Source organism: Streptomyces sp. NPDC002853 (genome assembly GCF_053591915.1).
The window spans coordinates 591777-614918 of sequence record NZ_JBSFUS010000004.1; the positions used below are offsets into that span (position 1 = coordinate 591777).

Annotated in this window: 20 protein-coding genes; 3 read left to right on the plus strand and 17 right to left on the minus strand. The window is 70.2% G+C overall.

Going from position 1 to position 23142, the window contains the following annotated elements; translation table 11 throughout:
* Positions 1-11 precede the first annotated feature (11 nt).
* The 8 genes from ACWD02_RS13970 to ACWD02_RS14005 are packed head-to-tail and all read right to left on the minus strand — an operon-like array spanning position 12 to position 8076.
* Complete coding sequence (locus ACWD02_RS13970) at positions 12-878, minus strand: amidohydrolase family protein (RefSeq protein WP_451208946.1); 867 nt, start codon at positions 876-878, stop codon at positions 12-14.
* The gene (locus ACWD02_RS13975) at positions 875-1189 is read right to left on the minus strand and encodes an L-rhamnose mutarotase (RefSeq protein WP_451208949.1); all 315 of its coding nucleotides are present in this window, start codon (positions 1187-1189) and stop codon (positions 875-877) included. The genes ACWD02_RS13970 and ACWD02_RS13975 overlap by 4 nt, the downstream gene beginning before the upstream one ends.
* On the minus strand, positions 1186-2190 hold the full coding sequence (locus ACWD02_RS13980) for an aldo/keto reductase (RefSeq protein WP_451208952.1): 1005 nt from the start codon (positions 2188-2190) through the stop codon (positions 1186-1188). The genes ACWD02_RS13975 and ACWD02_RS13980 overlap by 4 nt, the downstream gene beginning before the upstream one ends.
* Entirely contained in the window at positions 2187-2951 is a 765-nt protein-coding gene (locus tag ACWD02_RS13985; RefSeq protein WP_451208956.1) for an SDR family NAD(P)-dependent oxidoreductase, read from the minus strand. The genes ACWD02_RS13980 and ACWD02_RS13985 overlap by 4 nt, the downstream gene beginning before the upstream one ends.
* Positions 2948-4288, minus strand: coding sequence for an L-fuconate dehydratase (locus tag ACWD02_RS13990; RefSeq protein ID WP_451208959.1), 1341 nt, complete (start codon positions 4286-4288; stop codon positions 2948-2950). Before ACWD02_RS13990 ends, ACWD02_RS13985 begins: the two co-directional genes overlap by 4 nt.
* 50 nt (positions 4289-4338) lie before the next feature.
* Positions 4339-5379: an ABC transporter permease gene (locus tag ACWD02_RS13995; protein ID WP_451208962.1), complete on the minus strand. Its 1041-nt coding sequence runs from the start codon at positions 5377-5379 to the stop codon at positions 4339-4341.
* Entirely contained in the window at positions 5372-6982 is a 1611-nt protein-coding gene (locus tag ACWD02_RS14000) for a sugar ABC transporter ATP-binding protein (protein ID WP_451208965.1), read from the minus strand. Before ACWD02_RS14000 ends, ACWD02_RS13995 begins: the two co-directional genes overlap by 8 nt.
* Before the next feature lie 8 nt (positions 6983-6990).
* Complete coding sequence (locus ACWD02_RS14005) at positions 6991-8076, minus strand: sugar ABC transporter substrate-binding protein (RefSeq protein WP_451208968.1); 1086 nt, start codon at positions 8074-8076, stop codon at positions 6991-6993.
* 178 nt (positions 8077-8254) lie between these two features.
* On the opposite strand from ACWD02_RS14005, the gene ACWD02_RS14010 reads away from it, so the two are divergent.
* Positions 8255-8956, plus strand: a complete 702-nt coding sequence (locus tag ACWD02_RS14010; RefSeq protein ID WP_451208971.1) for a FadR/GntR family transcriptional regulator — start codon at positions 8255-8257, stop codon at positions 8954-8956.
* Positions 8957-8971: 15 nt separating this feature from the next.
* Here the strand turns inward: ACWD02_RS14010 and ACWD02_RS14015 are convergent, their stop codons facing one another.
* The 6 genes from ACWD02_RS14015 to ACWD02_RS14040 all read right to left on the minus strand — a co-directional run bounded on the left by ACWD02_RS14015 (position 8972) and on the right by ACWD02_RS14040 (position 17290).
* Entirely contained in the window at positions 8972-9343 is a 372-nt protein-coding gene (locus tag ACWD02_RS14015; protein WP_451208974.1) for a VOC family protein, read from the minus strand.
* A gap of 113 nt (positions 9344-9456) precedes the next feature.
* Positions 9457-12486: an alpha-mannosidase gene (locus ACWD02_RS14020; RefSeq protein ID WP_451208976.1), complete on the minus strand. Its 3030-nt coding sequence runs from the start codon at positions 12484-12486 to the stop codon at positions 9457-9459.
* Positions 12487-12741: 255 nt separating this feature from the next.
* A complete protein-coding gene (locus ACWD02_RS14025; RefSeq protein ID WP_451208979.1) occupies positions 12742-14019 on the minus strand; it encodes a glycoside hydrolase 5 family protein in 1278 nt (425 codons plus the stop codon).
* A gap of 43 nt (positions 14020-14062) precedes the next feature.
* The gene (locus ACWD02_RS14030) at positions 14063-14884 is read right to left on the minus strand and encodes a carbohydrate ABC transporter permease (protein ID WP_451209240.1); all 822 of its coding nucleotides are present in this window, start codon (positions 14882-14884) and stop codon (positions 14063-14065) included.
* Between the two features lie 113 nt (positions 14885-14997).
* Positions 14998-15951 (minus strand): carbohydrate ABC transporter permease, encoded by a 954-nt coding sequence (locus tag ACWD02_RS14035; protein ID WP_451208982.1) that lies wholly within the window; start codon positions 15949-15951, stop codon positions 14998-15000.
* Between the two features lie 22 nt (positions 15952-15973).
* Positions 15974-17290: an extracellular solute-binding protein gene (locus ACWD02_RS14040; RefSeq protein ID WP_451208985.1), complete on the minus strand. Its 1317-nt coding sequence runs from the start codon at positions 17288-17290 to the stop codon at positions 15974-15976.
* A gap of 250 nt (positions 17291-17540) precedes the next feature.
* On the opposite strand from ACWD02_RS14040, the gene ACWD02_RS14045 reads away from it, so the two are divergent.
* Both ACWD02_RS14045 and ACWD02_RS14050 read left to right on the plus strand, forming a co-directional pair.
* On the plus strand, positions 17541-18557 hold the full coding sequence (locus tag ACWD02_RS14045; RefSeq protein ID WP_451208988.1) for a LacI family DNA-binding transcriptional regulator: 1017 nt from the start codon (positions 17541-17543) through the stop codon (positions 18555-18557).
* Between the two features lie 57 nt (positions 18558-18614).
* Positions 18615-19073: a hypothetical protein gene (locus ACWD02_RS14050; RefSeq protein ID WP_451208991.1), complete on the plus strand. Its 459-nt coding sequence runs from the start codon at positions 18615-18617 to the stop codon at positions 19071-19073.
* On the opposite strand, the gene ACWD02_RS14055 is transcribed toward ACWD02_RS14050, so the two are convergent.
* From ACWD02_RS14055 to ACWD02_RS14065, 3 genes are read right to left on the minus strand one after another with little or no spacing between them, the layout of a single operon-like run.
* Complete coding sequence (locus tag ACWD02_RS14055; protein ID WP_451208994.1) at positions 19070-19468, minus strand: nuclear transport factor 2 family protein; 399 nt, start codon at positions 19466-19468, stop codon at positions 19070-19072. The two genes, ACWD02_RS14050 and ACWD02_RS14055, sit on opposite strands and share 4 nt — an antisense overlap.
* 56 nt (positions 19469-19524) lie before the next feature.
* On the minus strand, positions 19525-21165 hold the full coding sequence (locus ACWD02_RS14060; protein ID WP_451208997.1) for an alpha-L-fucosidase: 1641 nt from the start codon (positions 21163-21165) through the stop codon (positions 19525-19527).
* Positions 21166-21203: 38 nt separating this feature from the next.
* Positions 21204-23093, minus strand: coding sequence for a family 20 glycosylhydrolase (locus ACWD02_RS14065; protein ID WP_451209243.1), 1890 nt, complete (start codon positions 23091-23093; stop codon positions 21204-21206).
* Between the last annotated feature and the right edge of the window lie 49 nt (positions 23094-23142).

Consider the following 23142-nt stretch of genomic DNA (forward strand, 5'->3'; position numbering starts at 1 on the left):
TCAGCGGCCGGTCAGAGGCCGTAGACGCGGGTGGCGGTCCCCGCGAAGAGGGCGGCGCGTTCACCTGCGGTGAGTGTCTCGGTCAACTGCCGTGCCGCGTCCACGACTTCCGGGTAGGTGGCGGCCAGGGTGCAGACCGGCCAGTCCGAGCCGAACATCAGGCGGTCGGGGCCGAAGGCGTCCAGGACGGTGTCCGCGTACGGGCGCAGGTCGTCCACCGTCCACGTCCTCGGGTCGGCTTCGGTCACCAGGCCGGAGAGCTTGCAGACGGTGTTGGGGAGCTCGGCGAGCGAACGGACGGCCGCCGCCCAGGGTTCGAGCGCACCGGAGGCGACGGGCGGCTTGCCCAGGTGGTCCAGGACGAAGGTGAGCCCTGGGTGCTCCCGCGCCGCCTCGACACAGGCCGGAAGTTGGTGGGGCAGGACCACGAGGTCGTGGCTCAGGCCCGCCGCGCCGACCGCGGCAAGGCCCCGGCGCACGTCGGGCCGCAGCAGCCACCGGGGGTCGGGCTCCCCCTGCACCTGGTGCCGGATCCCCACCAAATGCTGCCCGCCGGGAAGTTCACGCAGCCGGCTGAGGGTGTCACCGACGTCCGGGCGGGTGAGGTCGGTCCACCCGACGACGCCCGCGACCAGGTCGCTGTCCGCCGCCAGGGCGAGGAACTCGGGGGTCTCCTCGGCCACGGTGACCGTCTGCACGAGCACGGTCGCGGTGACGCCCGCGGCGCGGGCCTCGGGCAGCAGGTCGGTGAGGGAGAAGTTCCGGCGGATCGGGGCGAGCGCGTCCCCGGTGATCCACTCCTGGTCGCGTACGGAGAGGTCCCACACGTGGTGGTGGGAGTCGACGATCCCGGGGCTCACGGCAGGTTCCGCCGTCACGGCAGTTCCCACACGACGGGCAGTCCCGCGTCGGCGCCCTCGGCCGAGTAGTCGTGGACGACGTCGAGCAGGTCGGCCATGCGCGCCTGCCAGGCGACGTTGACCGGCAGCTTGTCCAGCTCGGCGAGCAGGCGGGCGTAGTCCTGGCACTCCAGGACGTGGAAGAGGTCGGTGCCGCTGCGCCAGATCGTCCAGGAGGTGGCGCCCGCCGCACGGATGGCGGCGACCAGTTCGGCGGGTACCTCGCGGTGTGCGGCGTCGTACTCGGCGACGCGGTCGGCGCGGACCTTGGTGTGCAGGGCGACTCTCACGCGGGGGCCTCTCCGGGGACGGGTACGTGGGCGGGCAGCAGCCCTTCGGTGCGGGCTTCCTTCCAGAAGTCGCCGGGCACGGTGGCCGCGAACTGCCGGGCCGCGTCGCGGACTTCGTGCGGCGAGCGGGCGCCGACCAGGACGGTGGTCACCGCCGGGTGGGCCAGGGGGAAGGCCAGGGCCGCCGCGCGCAGAGTGGTGCCGTGCCGCTCCGCGATCGTCCGCAGAAGGCGGGCGCGGTCCACCAGATCTTGCGGCGCGGTCGTGTAGTCGTACCTCGCGCCGGGTCTGGGGTCGGCGAGCAGACCCGAGTTGAACACGCCGCCGATCACGACAGCTGTGCCGTTTTCGTGCGCGGCCGGGAGCAGCTCGGTCAGGGCGCTCTGATCGAGGAGCGTGTAGCGGCCCGCGCACAGCACGGCGTCGACGTCCGTGTCGCGGACGAAGCGGGTGAGCATCGCCGTCTGGTTCATGCCCGCGCCGATCGCGCCCACGACGCCTTCGGAGCGCAGCCGCTCCAGGGCCGGATATCCCACGCGGAAGGCCTGCTCGGCGTGGTCGTCCGGGTCGTGGAGGTAGACGATGTCGACACGGTCGAGGCCGAGACGGGTGAGGCTCGCCTCCAGGGAGCGGCGGATGCCGTCCGCGCTGAAGTCCCAGACCCGGCGGTGCGTGGCCGGGACGGCGAAGCCATGGGCGAGGTCGTCGCCCGCGGGCCTCTCCACCGCTTCGAGGAGGCGGCCCGCCTTGGTCGAGAGCGTGTACGTGTCCCGTGGGTGTGCCCGCAGTGCCTGGCCGAGCCTGCGTTCGGACAGCCCGATGCCGTAGTGCGGGGCGGTGTCGAAGTAGCGGATGCCGGTCTCCCAGGCGGCGTCGACCGCCGCGGCGGCCTCCTCGCTGGTGATCGGCGTGTAGAGGTTGCCGAGGCCGGCGGCGCCGAAGGACAGCTCGGTCACCTCGACGCCGCCGGGTCCAAGGGTGCGCCGCGTCAGGCCGCTCACTTGCCCGCCGGGCGCAGCCGCAGGCCCTGCATGCCGCCGTCGACGGCGAGCGCGGTGCCGGTGGTCGCGCCGGACAGAGGGCTCGCCAAGTAGGCGATGGCGCCCGCGACTTCGTCCGCCGAGACGAGGCGCCCGGTGGGCTGGCGGGCCGCGAGCGCGGCACGCTCGGCCGCCGGGTCGGGGGCGGCGTCCAGGAGGCGGCCGACCCACGGGGTGTCCACGGTGCCGGGGTTGACGCAGTTGACGCGCACCCCTTCGCGCACATGATCGGCGGCCATCGCGAGCGTCAGGGAGAGCACCGCGCCCTTGGAAGCCGAGTACAGGGCGCGCTGCGGGAGGCCCGCCGTCGCTGCGATGGAGCAGGTGTTGACGATCGCCGCTTGGGTGGAGACGCGCAGGTGCGGCAGGGCGGCGCGGGTGGTGCGCACGATCCCCAGAACGTTCACGTCGATCACCTTGTGCCACTGGTCGTCGTCGTTGTCCTCGACGGTGCCCTGCGCGCCGATGCCCGCGTTGTTGATCAGTACGTCGAGTCCGCCGAGATCCTCCACGGCGGCGGCGACGGCTTCGCGCACCGAGGCGTCGTCGGAGACGTCGGCGCGGTGGCCGGTGAGCGGCTTCTCCACGCTGCCGGGATCCAGGTCGAGCACGGCGACCCGGGCGCCTCTCGCGGCGAGCAGTTCGGCGGTGGCCCGTCCGATCCCGGAGGCTCCCCCGGTGACCAGGGCCTTCAGCCCTTCGAAGTCCTGGGCGTCGGTCATGCGGCGGCTCCTTTGCCCTGAGCGAGGTCGGCGGCCCAGAAGGCGCCGTCCGGGTAGGTGAATTCGGCGAGGGACTCCGCGCGCATGGTGGCCGAGAAGCCCGGCGCGGTGGGCGCCCTGTAGTGGCCCTCGCGCACCACGACCGGGTCGACGAAGTGGTCGTGGAGGTGGTCGACGTACTCGATGACACGGTTCTCGGTGGTCCCCGCGAGCGCCACATAGTCGAACATCGAGAGGTGCTGGACGAGTTCGCACAGGCCGACCCCACCGGCGTGCGGGCAGACGGGAACATCGAACTTGGCGGCAAGGAGCAGGATCGCGAGGTTCTCGTTGACTCCGCCGACGCGTGCCGCGTCGATCTGCAGCACGTCGATGGCGCCCGCCTGGAGGAGCTGTTTGAAGATGATGCGGTTCTGCACGTGCTCGCCGGTGGCGACCTTGACCGGGGCGACCGCCTTGCGGATCGCGGCGTGGCCGAGGACGTCGTCGGGGCTCGTCGGCTCCTCCACCCAGTACGGGTCGAACTCCGCGAGGGCGCGCGTCCATTCGACGGCCTCGCCCACGTTCCAGCGCTGATTGGCGTCGATCGCCATGCGGATGTCGGGCCCGATCGCCTCGCGGGCGGTACGGCAGCGGCGTACGTCGTCCGCCAGGTCCGCGCCGACCTTCAGCTTGATCTGCGTGAAACCGTCGGCGACGGCCTGCCGGGCGAGGCGGGTCAGCTTCTCGTCGCTGTAGCCGAGCCAGCCGGGTGACGTCGTGTATCCGGGGAAACCGCGCTCCCGCAGCAGGGCCGCACGCTCGGCGGCGCCGTGGCGGCCCGACCGGAGCATGTCCAGGGCCTCTTGCGGGGTGAGGGCGTCGGCGATGTAGCGGAAGTCGATCTGGGAGACGAGCCACTGGGGCTCGGCGTCCGCAAGGAACCGCCACAGCGGTTTGCGCGCCCGCTTGGCCGCCAGATCCCACAGCGCGTTGACCACGGCACCGATGGCCATGTGCATCACGCCCTTCTCGGGCCCGAGCCAGCGGAGTTGGCTGTCCCCGACCAGGTCGCGGTTCAACGTCCCCGGATCGGCGCACAGTTCCTCGACCGACCGGCCGAGCACGTGATGACGCAGCGACTCGATCGCGGCGACCTGGACGTCGTTGCCGCGCCCGATGGTGAAGGTGAAGCCGTGCCCCTGAAGGCCGTCGTCCGCGTCGGTGCGCAGCACGACATAGGCGGCGGAGTAGTCGGGGTCCGGGTTCATCGCGTCGGATCCGTCCAGCTCCCGGGAGGTCGGGAACCGTACGTCGTAGGTGTCGACCGCGGTGATGCGGGCGGAGGTCGGGGACACAGGAGGCCTTTCCGGAAAGGGGCAGGAAGACGGGGGAACCCGGAGCGGGGTCAGTCCTGTGCGCGGCCGGTGGTGATGCGCGCGATCATCAGGGCGACCAGGATGATTCCGCCGTAGATGGCCTGGATCCAGAAGGAAGGCACCTGGGCGAGAGTGAGCAGGTTCTGTACGACGCCGAGCAGCAGGACGCCGGTGAGGGCGCCGAACATGGTGCCCTTGCCGCCGTCGAGGCTGATGCCGCCGATGACCGCGGCCGCGAACACGGTGAAGATCATGTTCTGGCCCTGGTTGGCGTTGATCGCGCCGACGTAGCCGGTCTGCATGAGTCCGCCGACGGCGGCGAGAACACCGGCGACGACGAACACGCCGAGCATCACGCGCTCGACGCGGATGCCCGCGGCGCGTGCCGCGTCCGCGTTGCCGCCGATCGCGTACAGGGCGCGCCCCACCCGGTGGTACTTGAGGACGAAGCCGGCGACGCCGAAGGAGATCGCGGCCAGCCACACCGAGAGCGGGATGGTCAGGAACGTCGAGGTGGCGAGGGTGTAGAAGGCGTCGGGCATGCCGAAGAGCGTCTTGCCCTCGGTCGCGCCGACGAGCAGTCCGCGCAGCACGATCAGCATGGCGAGCGTGACGATGAAGGCGTTGAGCTTGAGCTTCACCACGAGGATGCCGTTGAAGGCGCCGATGACCGCGCCGACGGCGAGGATCGCGAGGAGCGCCACCGCTGCGGGCATCTCGGTGCCGAATCCGGCCTGCGCGGCGGGCAGTACGAGCAGCGCGCCGACGGCGGGCGCGATGCCGACGACCGATTCGAGGGAGAGGTCGAACTTGCCGGTGATGAGGACGAGGGACTCGGCGAGCACGACCATCGCGAGGGCGGCGGAGGCCCCCAGGATCGAGATGAGGTTGCGCTCCGTGAGGAACGAGTCGTTCACCAGGGCGCCGAGCAGCATGAGCAGCAGCAGGGCTGGAACCAGGGCGAGTTCACGCGCCCTGCGCAGGACGATGTCCTTCGCCGAGCGCGATTCGGCGGGGCGCCCCTGCGTGACGGGGGCGCCCGTCGCTGCCGGGGCCTTGAGGTCAGCCATGGTGGTCTCCTTGTGATGCGGCCGCCGGCCCGTTGTGGCTGGTCGCGCCGTTCCCCGCGCCCCTGTCGGGGCGCGTCTCGCCCACCCCTTCGATCGAAGCGATCAGGTCGTGGTCGTTGAAGCCCGCCGCATGCTCGGCGACGACCCGGCCGTGGAAGAGGACCAGGACGCGGTCGCAGCGCCGCAGGTCGTCCAGTTCGTCGGAGACGACGAGGACGGCGGTGCCGTCGTCGCGGGCGTTGTCCATCCGGGCGAGCAGTGACTCCTTGGACTTCACGTCCACGCCCGCGGTGGGGTTGATCAGGACCAGGAGTCGCGGGTCGGAGGCGAGTGCGCGCGCCATGACGACCTTCTGGGCGTTGCCGCCGGAGAGGTCCGACACGGGCTGATGGGGTCCCTCGGCGTGGATGTCGAGGCGGTCGATGAGCTCCTCGGCGAAGCCGCGCTTGCGTTCCGTGCGGACGAAGCCGTACTTCCCGAGCCGGTCGAGCACGGTCATCGTGGCGTTGTCGCCGATCGTCATCCCGAAGACCAGGCCCTGGTCGTGCCGGTCGCGCGGCACGCAGCCGACGCCGGCCCGCAGAGAGGCGGCAACATCCCCGAACGGCAGCTTCTCACCGTCGAGTTGTGCACTTCCGGCGGTCGGCGTACGCAGACCCGCGACGGTCTCCGCGAGGTTGATCTTGCCGCTGCCGCTGGACCCGGCGAGGCCCACGACCTCACCGGTGCGGACGGTCAGGTCGACGCCCGCGTACGAGTCGCCGGTGAGGCCCCTGACGTCGAGCATCACCGGGGCGTCGGCGGGGACCTCCGTCCGGGCCACGGACTCCTCGGCGGCCTCCTTCTCCCGCAGCGCCTCGCCCGCCATCGCCTCGACCAGGGCGGCGCGGGGCAGGTCGGCCACGGGCTCGGTGGTGATCCAGCGGGCGTCGCGCAGGACCGTGACGGTCTGGCACACCTCGTACACCTCCTGGAGGTGGTGCGAGATGAAGAGGAAAGTGACCCCGGACTCCTGGAGCGCCCGCATGCGCGTGAAGAGCCGCTCGATCTCACGGTTGTCGAGCTGCGCGGTGGGCTCGTCCAGGACGATGAACCGCGCCCCGAAGCTGAGTGCCCGCGCGATCTCGACCATCTGCCGGTCCTCGACCTTGAGGTCGGCGGTGCGCGCGTCCGGGTCGACGCGCACGTCCCAGGTGTCGAGCACGTCCGCGGCCTGTGCGCGCAGCTTGCGCCAGCTGATGAAGCCGCCGCGGCCTTCGGGCTGCCGGTTGATGAAGAGGTTCTCGGCGACGGTCAGATCGGGCACGACCGTCGGCTTCTGGTAGACGCAGGCCACCTTGCGGCGCCAGGCGTCTCGGTCGGTGAGCGCGGGCGCGGGCTCCCCGTCGAAGAGGACGGTGCCCGCGTCCGGGGCCTGGAGTCCGGTGAGGATGGTGACGAGGGTGGACTTGCCCGCGCCGTTGCGGCCGACGAGGGCGTGGGACTCACCGGGCAGGACGGTCAGCTGTCCGTCCTGAAGGGCGACGGTGGGTCCGTACCGCTTGGTGATGCCGGCCGCTTCGACGAGCGGGGTCGTCGCCGGGCCGGTGGGGGGCTCGGTCATCGGCGTACTCATTTGACCGTGTTGCCCCACAGCTCGGAGTCGTCCACGTTCTCCTTGGTGACAAGGGGCGCGGGCAGCTGGTCCTCCAGGATGCCGCTGGGCAGCTTCACGATGGTGGAGTCGTGGTCGGTGGGGCCTGGCTTGAACTTCTTCCCGTCCATCGCGGCCTTGATGTAGTACATGCCGTACTTGGCGTACGCGTCGGCCGGCTGCGAGACCGTGGCGTCGATCTGGCCCTTGCGGATGGCGTCGAACTCCTGCGGGATGCCGTCGTTCGAGATGACGGTGATGTGTCCCTTCTCGCCCGTCTTCTTCAGCATCTTCTTGGACTTCAGGGTCTGCAGGGTGGGCGCGAGATAGACGCCGCCCGCCTGCATGTAGATGCCCTTGATGTCGGGGTTGGAGTTGAGCAGGGTGTCCAGCTTGGAGGCAGCGGTGTCGGACTCCCACTTGGCGGGGATCTCCAGGACCTTGAGCTTGGGGTACTTCTTCTTCACGCAGGTGCGGAACGCCTCGGAGCGCTCGCGGCCGTTGACGGAGGCGAGGTCTCCCATGATCTGGACGACCTTGCCGCTCTTGACCTTCTCGCCGAGGTAGTCGCAGGCCTTCTCGCCGTACGCGACGTTGTTGGCCCGCACCACCATCGCGACCTTGCCCTTCTCGGGGGCGACGTCGACGGCGACCACGGGCACACCCTTGCGTTCGGCCTGGTCGAGTCCCGCGGAGATGGCCGCGCTGTCCAGGGGTGCGACGACGAGCCCCTTGACCCCCTGGTTGAGCTGGTTGTTGATGTCGGTGATCTGCTGCGAGGGGTCACTGTTGGAGTTGACGGTCTTCATCGCGTCGACGTCCTCGGACTTCGCCATCTTGGGCACGTAGTCGTTGTACGACTGCCAGAACGGCGAGGTCAGCAGGGGCAGGATCACTCCGACCTTGCCCTCTCCGCCGCCTCCGCCGCCCGCGGGCGCCGCGCTGTCCTTCGTGCTGCCGCATGCCGTGAGCACGAGGGACGCGCAGGCCGCGGCGGCGGCGATCCGCGCCGCGCGCGAAGTCCCCGCCTTGCTGGTCCAGTTGCGCACTGTTCTGCCGGCCATCTGACGGCTCCTCATCGAGCGTGGATCGGGCGTCCTAGCGACTGATGGGCGAATATTTATCAGACCACTTGGCGCTCACAACACCCCTCGACGCCAAGTTTTCCTGCTTTCAGGCCGTAGTGGTCCGACCACATCCCTGATTAGACTGCGGCGCACTCGGCTAGTGGAGGAGCGTTACGTGGACCAGACCGCCCCGCAGAAGGGCACCGTGACGCAACGGGCCATCGAACAGATCAAGGCGATGATCGGCGAGGGCCGGCTCGAACCGGGCCAACGTCTGCCGACGGAACGGGACTTGGCCACACAGCTGGGCATCTCACGGAGCTCCATGCGGGAGGCCATCCGTGCGCTCACGGTGATGGGGGTCCTGGAGGCCCGGCACGGCTCGGGCATCTACGTCACCCAGTTGGAGGCCGGGGATCTCCTGGAGACCTTCGGCGTCGTGGCCGACCTGTCACGGGGACCGCGCCTCGTGGAACTTCTGGAGGTACGCCGGGTCCTCGAATCCACGGCGACGGCGCTGGCGGCGGCGCGGATCTCCGCCGACCAACTGGCGGACGTGGAGAAACACCTGGAGGCGATGAACGCCACGGAGGACCCGGAGGAGATCCTCTCCCACGACCTGGCGTTCCACCGCACGATCGCCCTCGCGGCAGGCAACGACACGATGGCGGCCATCCTGGAGGGCCTGTCGTCCCGCACGTTCCGCGCACGGGTCTGGCGCGGCTACCAGGAAGAGGGCGCCTTCGAACGTACCCGCCGCGAACACGCCCGAATCCACCGGGCATTGGTGGCCCGCGACCCAGAGGCAGCCAGGGCCGCGGCGGCGGCACATGTGGGAGAGGTGGAGGAGTGGATGCGGACGCAGGTGGACGGCTGACGCGCAGCCCCCGCTCTAACCGATGAGGGTGTGCTTCGGACGGACCACGCAGAACTCGTTCCCCTCCGGGTCGGCCAGGACCGTCCATGTCTCCTCGCCGGTCTGTCCGACCTCCGCCCGCCGCGCCCCGAGTGCGAGCAGGCGGTCGATCTCGGCGTCGCGGTCCTCGGCGTCGGACGTCAGGTCCAGATGCAGACGGTTCTTGACGGCCTTGCGGTCCGTCGTCGGCATGAAGCAGATGCCGACCGGCGCGGTCTCGTCGGGCCCGATCACCACCTCCCGCTCGCGCTCGGACAGAATCCGCCAGTGCAGCGCCTCCGCCCAGAAGCGGGCCAGGGCGGGCAGATCGTGGGCGTCGATGACGATGTGATGCAGGGCTACAGGCATGTGGGTCAGTGTGCGCCGTGGCACACCGGTCCGCGACGGCATAAGCACCGGGCGGGCTGGTCGACCAGCCCGCCCGGCTCCTGAGCAGCTGCGCTCTGCCGCTCAGTCAGACATCACGCCCGCGTCAGCCGCAGCGTCACCAGCTCGAACGGGCGCAGGGTGAGGGCGACACCGTCGTCCGAGCGCTCCGGAGCCGGCGCGTCCGCGAGGGGGCGCTCCAGGAGGTCCGTCACCTCGACCGAGCCGACCCGGAAACCCGCCCTCAGCGTCGCCTTGGCCCGGCCGCCCCGCGACTCGTGGAAGCGGACGACCACGTCACCGCTGCCGTCGTCGGCCAGCTTGACCGCGGTGACGACGACGGCGTCGTTGTCGAGGGTCACCAGCGGGGCCACCTCGGCGCCGCCCTGGACCTGCCGCTCGGGCAGGTTGATCCGGTAGCCCTCACGCACCGCGTCGCCGATCGCGGCGCCCGGGACCAGCGCGTGCCGGAAGCGGTGGACGCCCTGGTCCGTCTCGGGGTCGGGGAAGCGCGGGGCGCGCAGGAGCGAGGCGCGGACCGTCGTGGTCGTGCCGGAGTCCGAGGCGCGCACCGTGCGGGTCACGTCATGGCCGTACGTCGAGTCGGTGACCAGCGCCACGCCCCAGCCCGGCTCCTCCACGTGCACGAAGCGGTGGTTGCACGCCTCGAACTTGGCGGCCTCCCAGCTCGTGTTGGTGTGCGTGGCCCGGTAGAAGTGGCCGAACTGCGTCTCCGAGGCGTACCGCTCCGCGTGGATGTCCAGCGGGAACGCCAGCTTCAGGAACTTCTCCGTCTCGTGCCAGTCGACCTCCGTGTCGATGTCCAGGCGCATGGAACCGGGCGACAGGGTCAGCGTCTGTGTGATCCGCGAAGCGCCGAAGCTGCGTACGACACGGACCGACGCGTCGTTCTCGACGGGCTCGACCGTGTCCGCATCCGTCAGGTCCGTGACGGTGTTCCGGTAGAACTCGTCGACGTCCCACGCGTCCCACATGTTCGGGAAGTCGGCGTGTATCTGCGGCAGGTTCGCCGCCTGGCCGGGCGCGACGGTCTCCCGGTCGGCCACGATGTCGTACGCCGAGACGATCAGGCCGCGCGCGTCGATCTCGACCCGCAGCAGACCGTTGTCGAGGACGTAGCCGCCGTCGGCACGGGAGGCGATCGCCGACTGGCCGTCGATCGCGGCGGGCCGCGCGCCGCCCGCCGGGACGCCGTCGCGGGTGTGCGGGGTGGAGTTGAAGACGAGGGTGGTGTCCGTGCCGCCGCCCTCCCCGGCGAGCGCCCGCTGAGCCGCGTCGATGATGCCGTTCAGCTCATCGGCGACCTTCGCGTACGTCGCGCGCGCCTCCCGGTGCACCCAGGCGATGGACGAGCCGGGCAGGATGTCGTGGAACTGGTGGAGCAGCACCGTTTTCCAGATGCGGTCCAACTCCTCGTAGGGGTAGGCGAATTCGGGTGCGCGGACCGCCGCCGTCGCCGCCCACAGTTCCGCCTCCCGCAGCAGGTGCTCGCTGCGGCGGTTGCCCTGCTTGGTGCCCGCCTGGCTGGTGAGCGTGGCGCGGTGGAGCTCCAGGTACAGCTCGCCCACCCAGACGGGGGCGTTCGGGTACTCCGCCTCGGCCTTCTCGAAGAAGGCAGCCGGGGTCTCCCACTTGACGGTGGCGGAGCCCTCCAGGTCGCGGAGGCGGCCCGCCTTCGCGATCATCTCCCGGGTGGTGCCACCGCCTCCGTCGCCCCAGCCCGTCGGGGCGAGGGAGTGCCGGGCGACACCCTTGTCCTTGAAGTTCTTCGCCGCGTGGGCGATCTCGCTGCCCTTCATCGAGCAGTTGTAGGTGTCGACGGGCGGGAAGTGCGTGAAGATGCGGGTCCCGTCGATGCCCTCCCAGTTGAACGTGTGGTGCGGGAAGCGGTTGGTCTGCGACCAGGAGATCTTCTGGGTCAGCAGCCACTTGGAGCCCGCCGCCTTGATGATCTGCGGAAGACCTGCGGCGAAGCCGAAGGTGTCCGGCAGCCACGCCTCGTCGTTCTCGACGCCGAACTCGTCGAGGAAGAACCGCTTGCCGTGCACGAACTGACGGGCCATCGCCTCCGACCCCGGCATGTTCGTGTCCGACTCGACCCACATGCCACCGGCCGGCACGAACCGCCCGTCGGCGACCGCCTTCTTGACCTTCGCCCACACCTCGGGCCGGTGCTCCTTGACCCACGCCCACTGCTGCGCCTGCGACATCGCGAAGACGAAGTCCGGCTCGTCCTCGAGGAGCGCGGTCATGTTCGACGTCGTACGCGCGACCTTGCGCACCGTCTCGCGCAGCGGCCACAGCCACGCGGAGTCGATGTGCGCGTGGCCGACGGCGCTGATGCGGTGGGCCGAGGGCTCGGCGGGGGTGGTGAGGACGCCTTCGAGTTCGGCGCGGGCCGCGGGCGCGGAGCCGTTCACGTCCTGGAGGTCGACGGCGTCCAGGGCGCGGCCGATGGCGCGCACGATCGCGTACCGCCGCCCGGAATCCTCGGGAAGCTCCTGCATCAGCTCACCGAGCACTTCGAGGTCGATGACGAGCTGCCACACGGTCTCGTCGAAGACGGCGAGGTCCATGCGGGCGAGCTTGTACTGGGGCTCGCTGCCGGCCGTCTCCTTGTCGCCGAGCTGGGTGGGCAGGAAGGGGTGGTAGTCGAGGATGACGGGGTTGGACGCGGCCTCGATGTGCAGGTGGACGTCTTCGCCTCCGGCCGCCGGGGCGGCGATCCGCACCCACTGGTTACGGGGGTTGAGGCCCTTCACCGGGGTGCCGTCGGGGCGGTAGACCAGGCCCTCGCACTGGAAGCCGGGCATGTTCTCGTCGAAGCCGAGGTCGAGGATGGCCTCGACGGTCTTCCCCGCCCATTCCTCGGGAACGGTGCCGGTCACCTGGAACCAGCTGGTGGCCCAGGGGGCGCCCCAGGCGGCTCCGACCTTCGTCGGCTCGGGGTGCGCCGCGAGTCCCTCCGCGACGGGCACGGGCTCTCCCGGAGCGTTCCAGACGGCCACGTCCAGGGGTACGGACTCGGGGTGGACGGCGGGGCGGATGCGTTCGTCGAGGACGCGCTTGAGGCGGGCTTCTATGAGGGTGCGGTCGTCGTGCATGGTGCTCTCCGTTTGTGTGGTCGGTGCGGGTGGGGTGGCGGGATTCTCTCTCCCCGACCCCGCCCCTTCCCGAAAACCCGCTCGGCGCGGGGGCCTACCTGGGGCTCTGCCCCAGACCCCGTACCAGATGGGCCTGACGGTTCAGCCCGTCCGGCGTTTGAGGACGAGCTCGGCGAAGCCGGTGATGACGGCAACCAAGGCCCCCGCGCCGGAGCGGGTTTCGGGAAGGGGCGGGGTTGGGGACAGGTCTTGGGGCTAGCCGACCTCCTCCGGCCGCACCACCTCCGTGATGCCCCGCGCAGCCAAGTGCGCAGGGTCACCGGCCCTGCCGGCCAGAACGGTGGTGGGCCGGACCCCGTCCGCGACGAGACGGGCGAACGTCTCGAACACCGCTCCCCCAGGAGCACACGCGGACCGCCGCGAGGTGGAGTCGTCGACGACGACCGCGGTCGAGCGGACCGCAGGCGCGTACTCCCGCCCCCGCCACTCCTTCGCCAGCCGAGCCAGTACCTCGCCCCCTGGCTTGACCTGGCCGTCGTTGGTCAGCAGACCGAGGCTGTACTCGAGTTCGGGGAAATCGGCGAGCCCGCGCGACACATCGTGCGAGCACCACCACGTCACCCCCCACACGTCAGCACAGTCGAGCGCCGCCTCCACCGTCACCTCGGTGAAGGCGGCCGCGTGCTCCGCGGGGATGAGGGGAGCAGGCGCGCCCACCTCCTGGAGCCAGACCGGACGGTGCGGATCGTCCGCCCATGCCTTGGACAGTTCGATCATGTACGCGGCGTGCTGCCCGGTGGCGACGCCCTCGCGTCCGTGCCGTTGGGCCGTGCCGTTGAACACCCAGGAGTGCACGGCGGTCGCGCCACCGAGGCGCGCGGCCTGGGCCGGGGTGAAGGGCTGGTCGTCCTGGTACCAGGCGGCGTCGTACTCGGCGTGCAGATGCAGCTTGCCGGGCGCACCCTCCTCGCACGCGGCGAGGACCCGCCGCAGCCACTCCCCCGCCTGGTCCTGCGTGATGCGGTCCGGGTCGGGGTGCGGGCCCGCCGAGAACTGGTTGACCTCGTTGCCGATGGTCATGCCGATGAAGTTCGGACGGTCGGCGAGCGCGGAGGCGAGCGTACGCAGGTAGACGGCCTCACCCTCCACCACATCGGGGTCGGTGAAGATGTTCCGCCGGTGCCACGTCTGCGTCCACGCGGGCAGGAAGTCGAAGCTGGACAGGTGCCCCTGCAGGCCGTCGACGTTGACGTCGAGCCCGCGCTCGGCCGCGGCGTCCGCGAGGGCGACGAGCTGTTCCACGGCACGCGGCCGGATCAGGGTGCGGTTGGGCTGGAAGTACGGCCAGATCGGGAAGACCCGGATGTGGTCGAGGCCGAGCGCCGCTATCGCGTCGAGGTCGGCGCGCACGGCGTCGATGTCGAAGTCGAGCCAGTGGTGGAACCACCCCTGACTGGGGGTGTAGTTCGCGCCGAAGCGCGGTGTCCGACGGGCAGGTGGCGCGGCGGAAGGCTCACGGGTCGTACTAGGCATGCGAGTCCTGGTTCTCGGGGGTGCGGGGGGAGATGCGGGCGGCTCAGCCCTTGACCGCCCCCTCGCCCACCCCGCGGAAGAAGTACCGCTGGAGGCAGGCGAAGAGCACGATCAGCGGAAGGACGGCGATGACCGTGCCCGCGGCGACGAGCCGTTCGTCGTTGGCGAAGGTGCCGTGCAAGTAGTTCAGGCCGATGGTGAGCGTGAACCGGTCCGGGTCGCTCAGCACGATCAGCGGCCAGAGGAAGTCGTCCCAGGCGCCCATGAAGGCGAAGATCGCCACCACGGCGAGCGTGCCCTTGACCGCGGGCAGGGCGATCCGCAGGAACCGCTGCCAGACGTTGGCGCCGTCGACGAACGCGGCTTCCTCGATCTCGTACGGCAGGTTCAAAAAGGCGTTGCGCATCAGCAGGACGTTGAGCGCGGAGACGCAGCCGGGCAGCAGCACACCGATGAGGGTGTTGTTCAGGCCGAGCTCCCGCATGGTCGTGAACTGGGCGATGATGATGCCTTCCACGGGCACCAGCATGGCCAGGACGAACACGACCGTGGCCGCGCGGCGGCCCCGGTAGCGCAGGCGGGCGAGCGCGTAGCCGGCGAGTGTGGCACCCACGCAGTTGGTCACCACGTTGGCGGCGGCCACCTTCAGGGAGTTGAGCGCGTAGTCCCAGACGGGGATGGTGTCGGCGACGCGTTCGTAGTTGTGGAAGGTCGGGCTGCTCGGCAGGAACTTGGGCGGGGAGCTGAAGATGTTCTCGTGCGGGCCCTTCAGGGAGGTGGACAGCTGCCAGAGGAAGGGGCCGATCATCAGGGCCAGTACGGCGAGCAGCAGGCCGTAGCGCAGGATGAGCTCCCACACGGGCATCCGGCGGCCGTTCTCGTCGGTGATCCGCCCGCGCCTGCGGGCCCCGCCCTTCCCGGCCCTGCCCTGCGTCCTGCGCGCCGCCTGCTCGGTCTTGCGCGTGTCCGTCGCGATGCTCACGCGTCCTCCTTCCGGTCGGCGCGCAGCACGAGCAGCATCAGCGCGACGGTGACGACGAAGACGACGACCGAGATGGCCGACGCGTACCCGACACGGCCGGTGAGGCCGGTGCCGACGCGCTGCACCAGCATGACCAGCGTGGTGTCCTCGCCCGCCGGGCCGCCGTTGGGCCCGGCCATCAGATAGACCTCGGAGAACACCTTGAAGGCGGCGACCGAGGACAGCGCGGCCACCAGCACCATGGTGGAGCGCACGGCGGGCACGGTGACGGTGAAGAAGCGGCGGACGGAGCCCGCGCCGTCCACCGAGGCGGCCTCGTGGAGTTCACGTGGCACGTTGGCGAGCGCCGCCAGGTAAATGATCATGTAGTAGCCGAGGCCCTTCCAGACCGTGACGGCCATGGCGCTCAGCAGGAGCAGCCACTGGTCGCTGAGGAAGCCGACCGAGCCGACGCCGATGGCCTCCAGCACCGCGTTGACCAGGCCCCGTTCATCCAGCATCCACACCCAGATCAGGCCCACCACGACGATGGAGGCGACCACCGGCGTGTAGAAGGCGGACCGGAAGAAGGTGATGCCGGGGATGTGTTTCTGGACGAGCATCGCGAGCAGCAGCGGCAGCAGGACGAGCGCGGGGACGACCCCCACGATGTAGAGCGTCGAGTTGCGGAGCCCGATCCAGAACATGTCGTCGTGCAGCAGCTCGCGGAAGTTGTCCAGGCCGACGTACTCCCCCGGGATCAGGGTGCGTTTGTCGGTGAAGGAGTTGATGAGCGTGCTGACGAACGGATAGAGGATGAAGATGCCGACGATCAGCAGGCCCGGGGCAGCGAACAGCCAGGGGCTGGACGGCAGTTGACGCCTGATGCGGCGACGCGGGGCCTGGTCGGCCGCGGCACGGGGGGCGGTGTCGGCGGCACGGGGAACGGTCGCGGTGCTGGAGCTTTTCATGGTGGTGGTCCGTGTCGTCTTCTCAGCTCTGCTTCAGCAGCCGGTCACAGTTCTTGACAGCGTTGTCAAGCGCTTCCTTGGGGCTCTGCTTCCCCTGCAGCGCCCGGGCGACACCGTTGCGCAGCTCGATCTTCATCTGCTCGCTGAACAGCACGGGCGTGTAATTCACCGCGGTCTTGATGGACTTGGCCGCGGCGACCCGCACACGCGTGTCGTCGGTGCCGTCCTGCTTGGTGAAGTACGGGTCGTCGAGCGAACCCTTCGTGCTGGGGAAGATCGCCACCTTCTTGGCGAAGGACATCTGGCGCTGTGCGTCCGTCACGTAGTGCGCGAAGGCCACGGCGGCGGGCGTCTGCTTGGTGCGGGTGTTCACCATGACACCCATCACGTACATGTTGTCCTTGCCGGTGTCGGTGATCTGCGGCGTGATCCCGATGTTCTTGTAGAGGCCGGGCGCGTCCTTCTTGAACTTGCCGAGGTCCAGGGCGCTTCCGGGGTTCATGGCGACGGCCTCGGTGAGGAACTTCTTGCCCGTCGACTCGGGTGTCGCGGTGAGCGCCTGGCCGTCCAGGGCCTTCGCGTCGTACAACTCCTTGTACTTGCTGAGGAGTTCCACGCCCTTGGGGCCGTTGAAGGTGAACCTGGTCCCTTCCTTGTCCATCAGCGGTACGCCGTAGCGTCCGAAGTCCTCGATGGTGGGGACGTTGGCGAGCGTGGCGGTCTTGCCCTTGGTCTCCTTCGACAGCTTCAGCGCGTCGGCGAAGAGCTCGTCGTAGGTCTTCGGGGGCTTGTCGGCGTCGAGCCCCGCCTCCTTGAAGATGCGCTTGTTGTAGAAGAGCGGCCCGGTGTTCAGGTACCACGGGAAGGCGTACGTCCCTTGCGTGCCCGGTATCTGGTGGCTCTTCCACGCACCCGGCAGGTACTCCTTCTCGTACTTGCCCGCGGCCTTGTCGAGGTCGAGCGCGAGACCGGCCTTGGCGAGCGGGGCCACCAGGTCGGGCGAGACGTTGACGACGTCGGGCAGGGTGCCGGCCGCGGCGTCGGCGCTGATCTTGTCGGCGTAGCCCTCGCCGGGCTGGTCGACCCAGTTCACCTTCGTGCCGGGGTACTTCTTCTCGAAGCCGTCGACGACGCCCTCGAAGTACGACTTGAAGTTCGCCTTCAGGTTCCAGGTCTGGAAGGTGATCTCGCCCTCGATCTTGCCGGACGCGTCGGTCGAACCGCCGCCGTCGCCGCCGTCGCCGTCGCCACAGGCGCTCAACGGCAGGAGCACGGCGAGGACGGCGGCAGCGGCGGCTGCCCTTCCGGGGATGCTGCGGGGGTGGTGGGAGATGCGCACGGTGAAACGGCTCCTTTGCTCGGCCCAGCGTGAGGCAGACCTTGCATGGAACTCCGGCAAAAAGTCAATGGATTCGTTGAGAAAGCCCGCCAACCACTTCAACAAGGCAGGTCAGAGCGGTGCGTTGAACTTCTTGCGAGCGTCGACTAAAGCGCTTTAGAGTGTGCTGGCTCAAGCGCATTAGTATGCGCGCCACAGGAAAGGGGCAACACCGGTGCAAGGCAAGCGGTCCCCGGCACGCCGGCCGACCATGAAGGACATCGCGCGCCGCGCCGGCGTCTCCGAGAGCGCCGTGTCCTTCGCGCTCAACGACCGGCCCGGAGTCTCCGAGGTCACCCGCGACCGGGTCCGCAGGGTCGCCGAGCAGTTGGGCTGGCACCCGAGCACGGCGGCGCGTGCGCTGTCCGGCGAGGGGTCGGCGACGGTGGGGCTCGTGGTGGCCAGGCCCGCCGGGACACTGGGCGTCGACTCGTTCTTCCTGCAGCTGATCTCGGGCATCCAGGAGGTCCTGGCGGAGCGTCAACTGGGGCTGCTCTTCCAGGTGGTGGAGGACGTGGCCGCCGAGTGCGCGGTCTACCAGCGCTGGTGGGCCGAGCACCGGGTGGACGGCGTCCTCGTCGTGGACCCGCGCACGCGGGACCCGCGCCCGGCGCTCCTCGACGGCCTCGGGCTGCCCGCGGTGGTGACGGGCGGCGTGCCGGACCCGGAGGCACAGCACCCGGGCCTCTCCACCGTCTGGGCCGACGACGCGGGCGCGATGGCCTCGGTCGTGGACCATCTGCACGCCCTCGGCCACCGCCGCATCGTGCACATCGCGGGACTGCCCGGCCTCGCCCACACCGAGCGGCGGATCCGCACGCTGCGGGCCGAGGCCGAGCGGCGCGACCTGTCGGAGGTCCGCTCGGTGACCACGGACTACTCGGACGCCGAGGGTGCCGCCGTGACCCGGCGGGTGCTGTCCGCCGCGTCACCGCCGACGGCCCTGGTGTACGACAACGACGTGATGGCCGTCGCGGGGGTCGCCGCGGCGGCCTCGCTGGGCTTCTCCGTGCCGGGGGACGTGTCGGTGATCGCGTGGGAGGACTCGGCACTGTGCCGGATGGTGCACCCGTGGCTCACGGCCCTGTCACGCGACACGGTCTCCTTCGGGCGTACGGCAGCGCGCGAACTCCTCTCCCTCCTGGACGACGGCCCCGCGGCCACGGTCCAGGTGCCGCTGCCCACGCTCATCGAGCGGGAGAGCACGGGGCGGGTGGCCGGGGCCTGAGCCGCCCGCTGCCCCTGTGCCCGCAGGACTGTCGTACCCCGCGAGTACGGTGCCGGCATGGCGGACATCTACGAGCTCTCGGTGGCGCTGGACCTGTGCGCGGACGTCTCCGACGAGGAGATCGCCGAACTCCGGTGGCATCTCGGCCTGGGCCCCCGGCCGGGCACCCTGACGATCGTGCGCGCGTTCCCGGTCGTGGTGGAGGACGACAAGGGCGACCCGGTGATCGAGGACGACCCTGTGCCGCTCCTGGGGTGTCACGACGCGGCCTCGAAGGTGGGCGGGGTCCTCACCTCCGCGTTGCTGTCGCGCGAGGAAGGCTGGTCGTTGAGCGCACGCCAGGAGATACACCCGGACGACTTCGATCGTGTCGGCGAGCTGCTCGTCTGGCTGGCGGGCAGAGCTGTCGACCGCCACGAGCGGCCCGACGGCTCGGTCGATGTCGGCTGGATCAGGTTCCACGAGGAGGACGGGCCGGCCCCTCTGACGGTGCGGGGCGTCGTCGTATGGCCCTAAACCTTGTCGTACCAGGAGAAGGCCGCGATCCGCCAGCCCTCAGGGGTGCGGACGAACTGGATGGCCTTGGTCCCGCTCCCCTCGAAGGGCTCGCCGTCCAGCGTCCCGGACTTGCGGTACGTGCCGAACCGCGAGGCGATGTCGCCCTCGATGTCGGTCCGTTCGGATGTCTCCCACTCGCAGAAGTCGGTCAGCCGGCCTTCCGACAGGAGCCGTTCGCGCGGCTCGATGAACTCCTCCACCGTGTAGACCGTGAGCTTCGGTCCGGTCGAGACGATCACGCCCCCGGGGAGGACCAGGCGGCGGATCCGGGCCACGTCGGCGGCCCGGCCGCCCCGGTTGTCGAAGGCGCCGAAGAACTCGGCGGTCACGGCGTCGATCTCGTTCTTGGACATGGCCGCGACGGTAACACCGGCGCGGCCCGGCCCACTTGGCGCCTCGGAGAGGTCCGCTACACCCGCGACCGGTACAGGCCGAACTCCGCGAGGCGCACCGCGCCGCGCGACCCCGTCACCCGGAGCCGCCACTCCCGCCCCCGTACCGGCGCGGCAAGGGTCAGGACCCGGCTCGCCCCCACCGTCTCCACCTCGGTCACGAGGGTCCATCCGGAGCCGCCGGGGACCCGGGTCTCGATCACCGCGTGCTCCAGCCGCTGCCCCTGCCCGATCTCCTCCCCCAGCCGGATCCGGTCGACCTCGCGCGCCTCACCCAGGTCGACGGTGAGCGTCCCCCGGGAGGGTGCCGGGCACGCCCATGCCGTGTCCGGGTCGCCGTCGACCGCGTTCGACGGGCGGCGGCCGTCACCGCGGGCCCGCGCGCCCCGCGCGAAGTCCTCGGGCAGTTCGCGTCCGATCCGCTCGCGGAACTCGCGCAGCCGCGCCACGTCCGCCTCGGGGAGCAGGCCCCGCTTGTCCGGTGGGATGTTGAGGAGCAGCACGGAGTTCCGGCCCACCGAGCGGAACCAGATGTCCGTCAACTGCTCGACCGACTTGGGCTGTTCGTCCTCGTGGTAGAACCAGCCCGGCCTGATCGAGACGTCGCACTCCGCCGGCCACCACTGCACGTACTGGGCGACCTCCCTCGCCTCGGCGAGCGCCTGGCGGCTTCCCTGGTCGGGGGCGTCGTACTGCAGGGCGTAGTCGATGCTGCCGTTCCCCGAATCCTTGACGGGGACGACGCTCCACTCGTTCTCGCGCGCCAGGCCGCCCTCGTTGCCGACCCAGCGCACATCGGGCCCGCGTACAGCGACTGTCGCGTCCGGGGCCAGGGCGCGGATGACCGTGTACCAGCTGTCCCAGTCGTACGTCTCGACCTTCTCCGGCGGGATGCGCCCCTGGGCGCCGTCGAACCACACCTCGTCGATGGGCCCGTACTCGGTGAGGACCTCGTACAGCTGGTTCAGCATGTGTGCGCCGTAGTCGGTCGCGTCGAGCGTGAACGACCGTACGGCGGCGGCGTCCGCCCGGTCGTCGCCCGGTACCGGCGTGGGGATGGTGCGCCGTGAGCGGGCGCTGCCGTTGGCGTAGACGCCGTGCAGGTACTGGTTCTCGTCGGCGGGCGAGATGTAGACGCCCACCTTGATCCCGTGCCGTCGCAGCGAGTCGGCGAACGAACGCAGCACATCACCCTTGCCGTTCCGCCAACTGCTGCTCACCACACTGTGCTTGGTGTAGCGCGAGGGGTAGAGCACGAAGCCGTCGTGGTGCTTGACGGTGAGGATGGCGAGCTTGAATCCGCCGTCGCGCAGGGCCCGCGCCCACTGGTCGGTGTCGAGTCCGGACGGCTGGAACACGTCGGGGTCCTCGTCGCCCGTGCCCCATTCGAGTCCGGTGAAGGTGTTGACCCCGAAGTGCAGGAACGCGGTCTGTTCAAGGCGCTGCCAGGCGATCTGCCGCTCCGTCGGCCGCACTTGGGATGCCTTGGCGACGACTCCTTCCGGGGAGTCCTTGGGGCTGATCGGAATGCGGTGGGGCGGCTGTGGAGCGGCGGGGGCGCCGGTGGGGCCGGGTGCCGCGAGAGCGAGGGATGCGCTCGACGCGGCGACCGCCGTACTGACGGCGGCGGTCACGAAGAGACGTCTGCTGACAGTCATGGGGGCGCGGTCCTTCTGTCGGATGTCGAGGTGCTCGGTCAGCGGGCGGTCAAGGACCAGGTGGCCGGGGCCCGTTGATCCGTGGGGTACTGCTGGAGCCGCCCGTCCTCGGCCACGTGCACGGACATCCGGGTGATCGCGTTCGTCAGCCGGTAGCCGTCCGCCGCCCTCGTCAGCTGCCATCGCTGCAAGGTGTTCGCCGTGTCGCAGGACTCGCGCGTGACCGAACTGCCCGGCTCAAGGGGGACGTTGAGCGTGAGTTTCCCGCTGCGGGTCTCCAGGCAGGTGCCGTCCGCGGTGGCCTTCAGCGTGACGTAGCCGTCGGCGGTGCGCTTGATCTCGTACGCGGCGGGCGCGGAGTGTCCCTTGGTGTCGCGCAGGGTGTACGTCCCGTCCGTTACCGGCGGCTTGGTCAGGTCACGCCAGCCGGGGGCGTGCCCGACGGACCTGGCGCGTGAGGTGAAGTCGGCGTACGTCGGGTCCGGGTGCGCGGATCCCCAGGTGACCTGGGCGACGTGGCTGAGCGGCAGCGCCATGGAGGCCGCGACCTCGTTCTCGGTCTCGCCCCGGCCGTTGTCGGGCCACAGGCTGATCTTCGCCCCGGTGATGCCGTCGCGCGAAGCGAGCTTCTCGCCCTCGAAGCTGCGCGGGTCCCATGCCTGGTCGTACAGCGCCTTGGTGTCGGTGTGGAAGCCGCCGCGGACGAGGTAGAGCGCGTAGGCGGCGTTCTGCAACGGGTGTCCCTGGGCGATGAGTTGGCTCGGCTTGGTCTTCACGTCGAGCCAGTGCTCCACGCTCGTGCCCGCCGCGACCGGCACCGTGTTCGCGCCGGTCAGGCCGTCGTTCCAGATGCGCAGCTGCTTGCCCTCGCTCTTGGCGTACGCGTGCACCCGGTTGATGAAGTCGACGAAGGCGTCCTGCGGGGTCGCGTTCTCGCCGTACTTCTTCTTCGCGTATTCGAGGATGTGGGGGTACTTGGCGAAGTCGGAACCGAGCATGTACTCGTCGGCGCCCATGTGCCAGGACTTCGCGGGGAACACCTCGGCGTACTCGTCGATGAGGCTCGTGTAGTACGCGAAGGCCTCGTCCTTGGTGATGTCGAGGCGGGAGGGCTGCGGTTTTCCGTCGGAGTCGGTGAGCTGGAGATCGGTGCGCTTCTCCAGCCAAGGGTCCATGTGGCCTGGCGAGTTGATCTCCGGGATGATCGTGACGTGGTACTTCTCGCCGAGGGCGACGATGCGGCGTATCTCGCTCTTGGTGTAGTAGCCCCAGCTGTTGGCCTCGGGGTGCTTGTCGCTCTTCACCTTGAGTTCGAGGAGCAGCTGGTTCTGCTTGTTGTACGCCATGTCGCGTACGAGGTTCTCCAGCCAGGGCGTGGAGACATGGATGTAGCAGGCGCAGACGCCCACCCCGCGTTCCTTGTACTGCGGCACGTCCACGGTGCGTCCGGCCGGTACGCGGTCGCTCTGGGCCAGGAGTTGGAGGAGGGTGCGGGTGCCGTAGAAGGCGCCGGCGTCGCTCGCGCCGGTGATCTCCAGGCGTTTGCCCGCACGCAGTTCGTACCCTTCGGCGCCGAGCGCCTTGCGGGCGGGCGCGACGTCGATCACGATGTCGCCGTCGCGCGGGGCGCCGCCGGTGACCGGCACCTGGCCCTCGCCCGCGGCGCGCAGATCGTCGGCGAGGGTGCGGGCGACGTCGCGGGCCGCCTGCCCGTGCGCGACGAGCCGGGTCTCAGGGCCGTAGGCGTAACTCCCCTTCCCCGGCGTCCAGTCGGCCAGGGCGGGGACGGTGCGGGGCGGGTCCGCGGCGGGCCGCGAGGTCCCGGCGGCCTGGGCCGCCGGGACCGGCGCCGCGAGCAGCAGCAGGGCCACCGCGGCGCCTCGCAGTCTGCGGAGCCGCGCGCGGGGCGGCGCGAAGATCATGCGCATGTCAGTCATGACATCCGATGATTCAAGCGCCTCCGAAGGGTGTCAATGC

Coding starts and splice junctions, on each gene's coding strand:
- ACWD02_RS14000 (WP_451208965.1), bottom strand. CDS start 6,982: ATGACCGAGCCCCCCACCGGCCCGGCGACGACCCCGCTCGTCGAAGCG.
- ACWD02_RS14005 (WP_451208968.1), bottom strand. CDS start 8,076: ATGGCCGGCAGAACAGTGCGCAACTGGACCAGCAAGGCGGGGACTTCG.
- ACWD02_RS14025 (WP_451208979.1), bottom strand. CDS start 14,019: ATGCCTAGTACGACCCGTGAGCCTTCCGCCGCGCCACCTGCCCGTCGG.
- ACWD02_RS14020 (WP_451208976.1), bottom strand. CDS start 12,486: ATGCACGACGACCGCACCCTCATAGAAGCCCGCCTCAAGCGCGTCCTC.
- ACWD02_RS14055 (WP_451208994.1), bottom strand. CDS start 19,468: ATGTCCAAGAACGAGATCGACGCCGTGACCGCCGAGTTCTTCGGCGCC.
- ACWD02_RS13995 (WP_451208962.1), bottom strand. CDS start 5,379: ATGGCTGACCTCAAGGCCCCGGCAGCGACGGGCGCCCCCGTCACGCAG.
- ACWD02_RS14035 (WP_451208982.1), bottom strand. CDS start 15,951: ATGAAAAGCTCCAGCACCGCGACCGTTCCCCGTGCCGCCGACACCGCC.
- ACWD02_RS14045 (WP_451208988.1), top strand. CDS start 17,541: ATGAAGGACATCGCGCGCCGCGCCGGCGTCTCCGAGAGCGCCGTGTCC.
- ACWD02_RS14065 (WP_451209243.1), bottom strand. CDS start 23,093: ATGCGCATGATCTTCGCGCCGCCCCGCGCGCGGCTCCGCAGACTGCGA.
- ACWD02_RS14030 (WP_451209240.1), bottom strand. CDS start 14,884: ATGCCCGTGTGGGAGCTCATCCTGCGCTACGGCCTGCTGCTCGCCGTA.
- ACWD02_RS13985 (WP_451208956.1), bottom strand. CDS start 2,951: ATGACCGACGCCCAGGACTTCGAAGGGCTGAAGGCCCTGGTCACCGGG.
- ACWD02_RS14050 (WP_451208991.1), top strand. CDS start 18,615: ATGGCGGACATCTACGAGCTCTCGGTGGCGCTGGACCTGTGCGCGGAC.
- ACWD02_RS14060 (WP_451208997.1), bottom strand. CDS start 21,165: ATGACTGTCAGCAGACGTCTCTTCGTGACCGCCGCCGTCAGTACGGCG.
- ACWD02_RS14015 (WP_451208974.1), bottom strand. CDS start 9,343: ATGCCTGTAGCCCTGCATCACATCGTCATCGACGCCCACGATCTGCCC.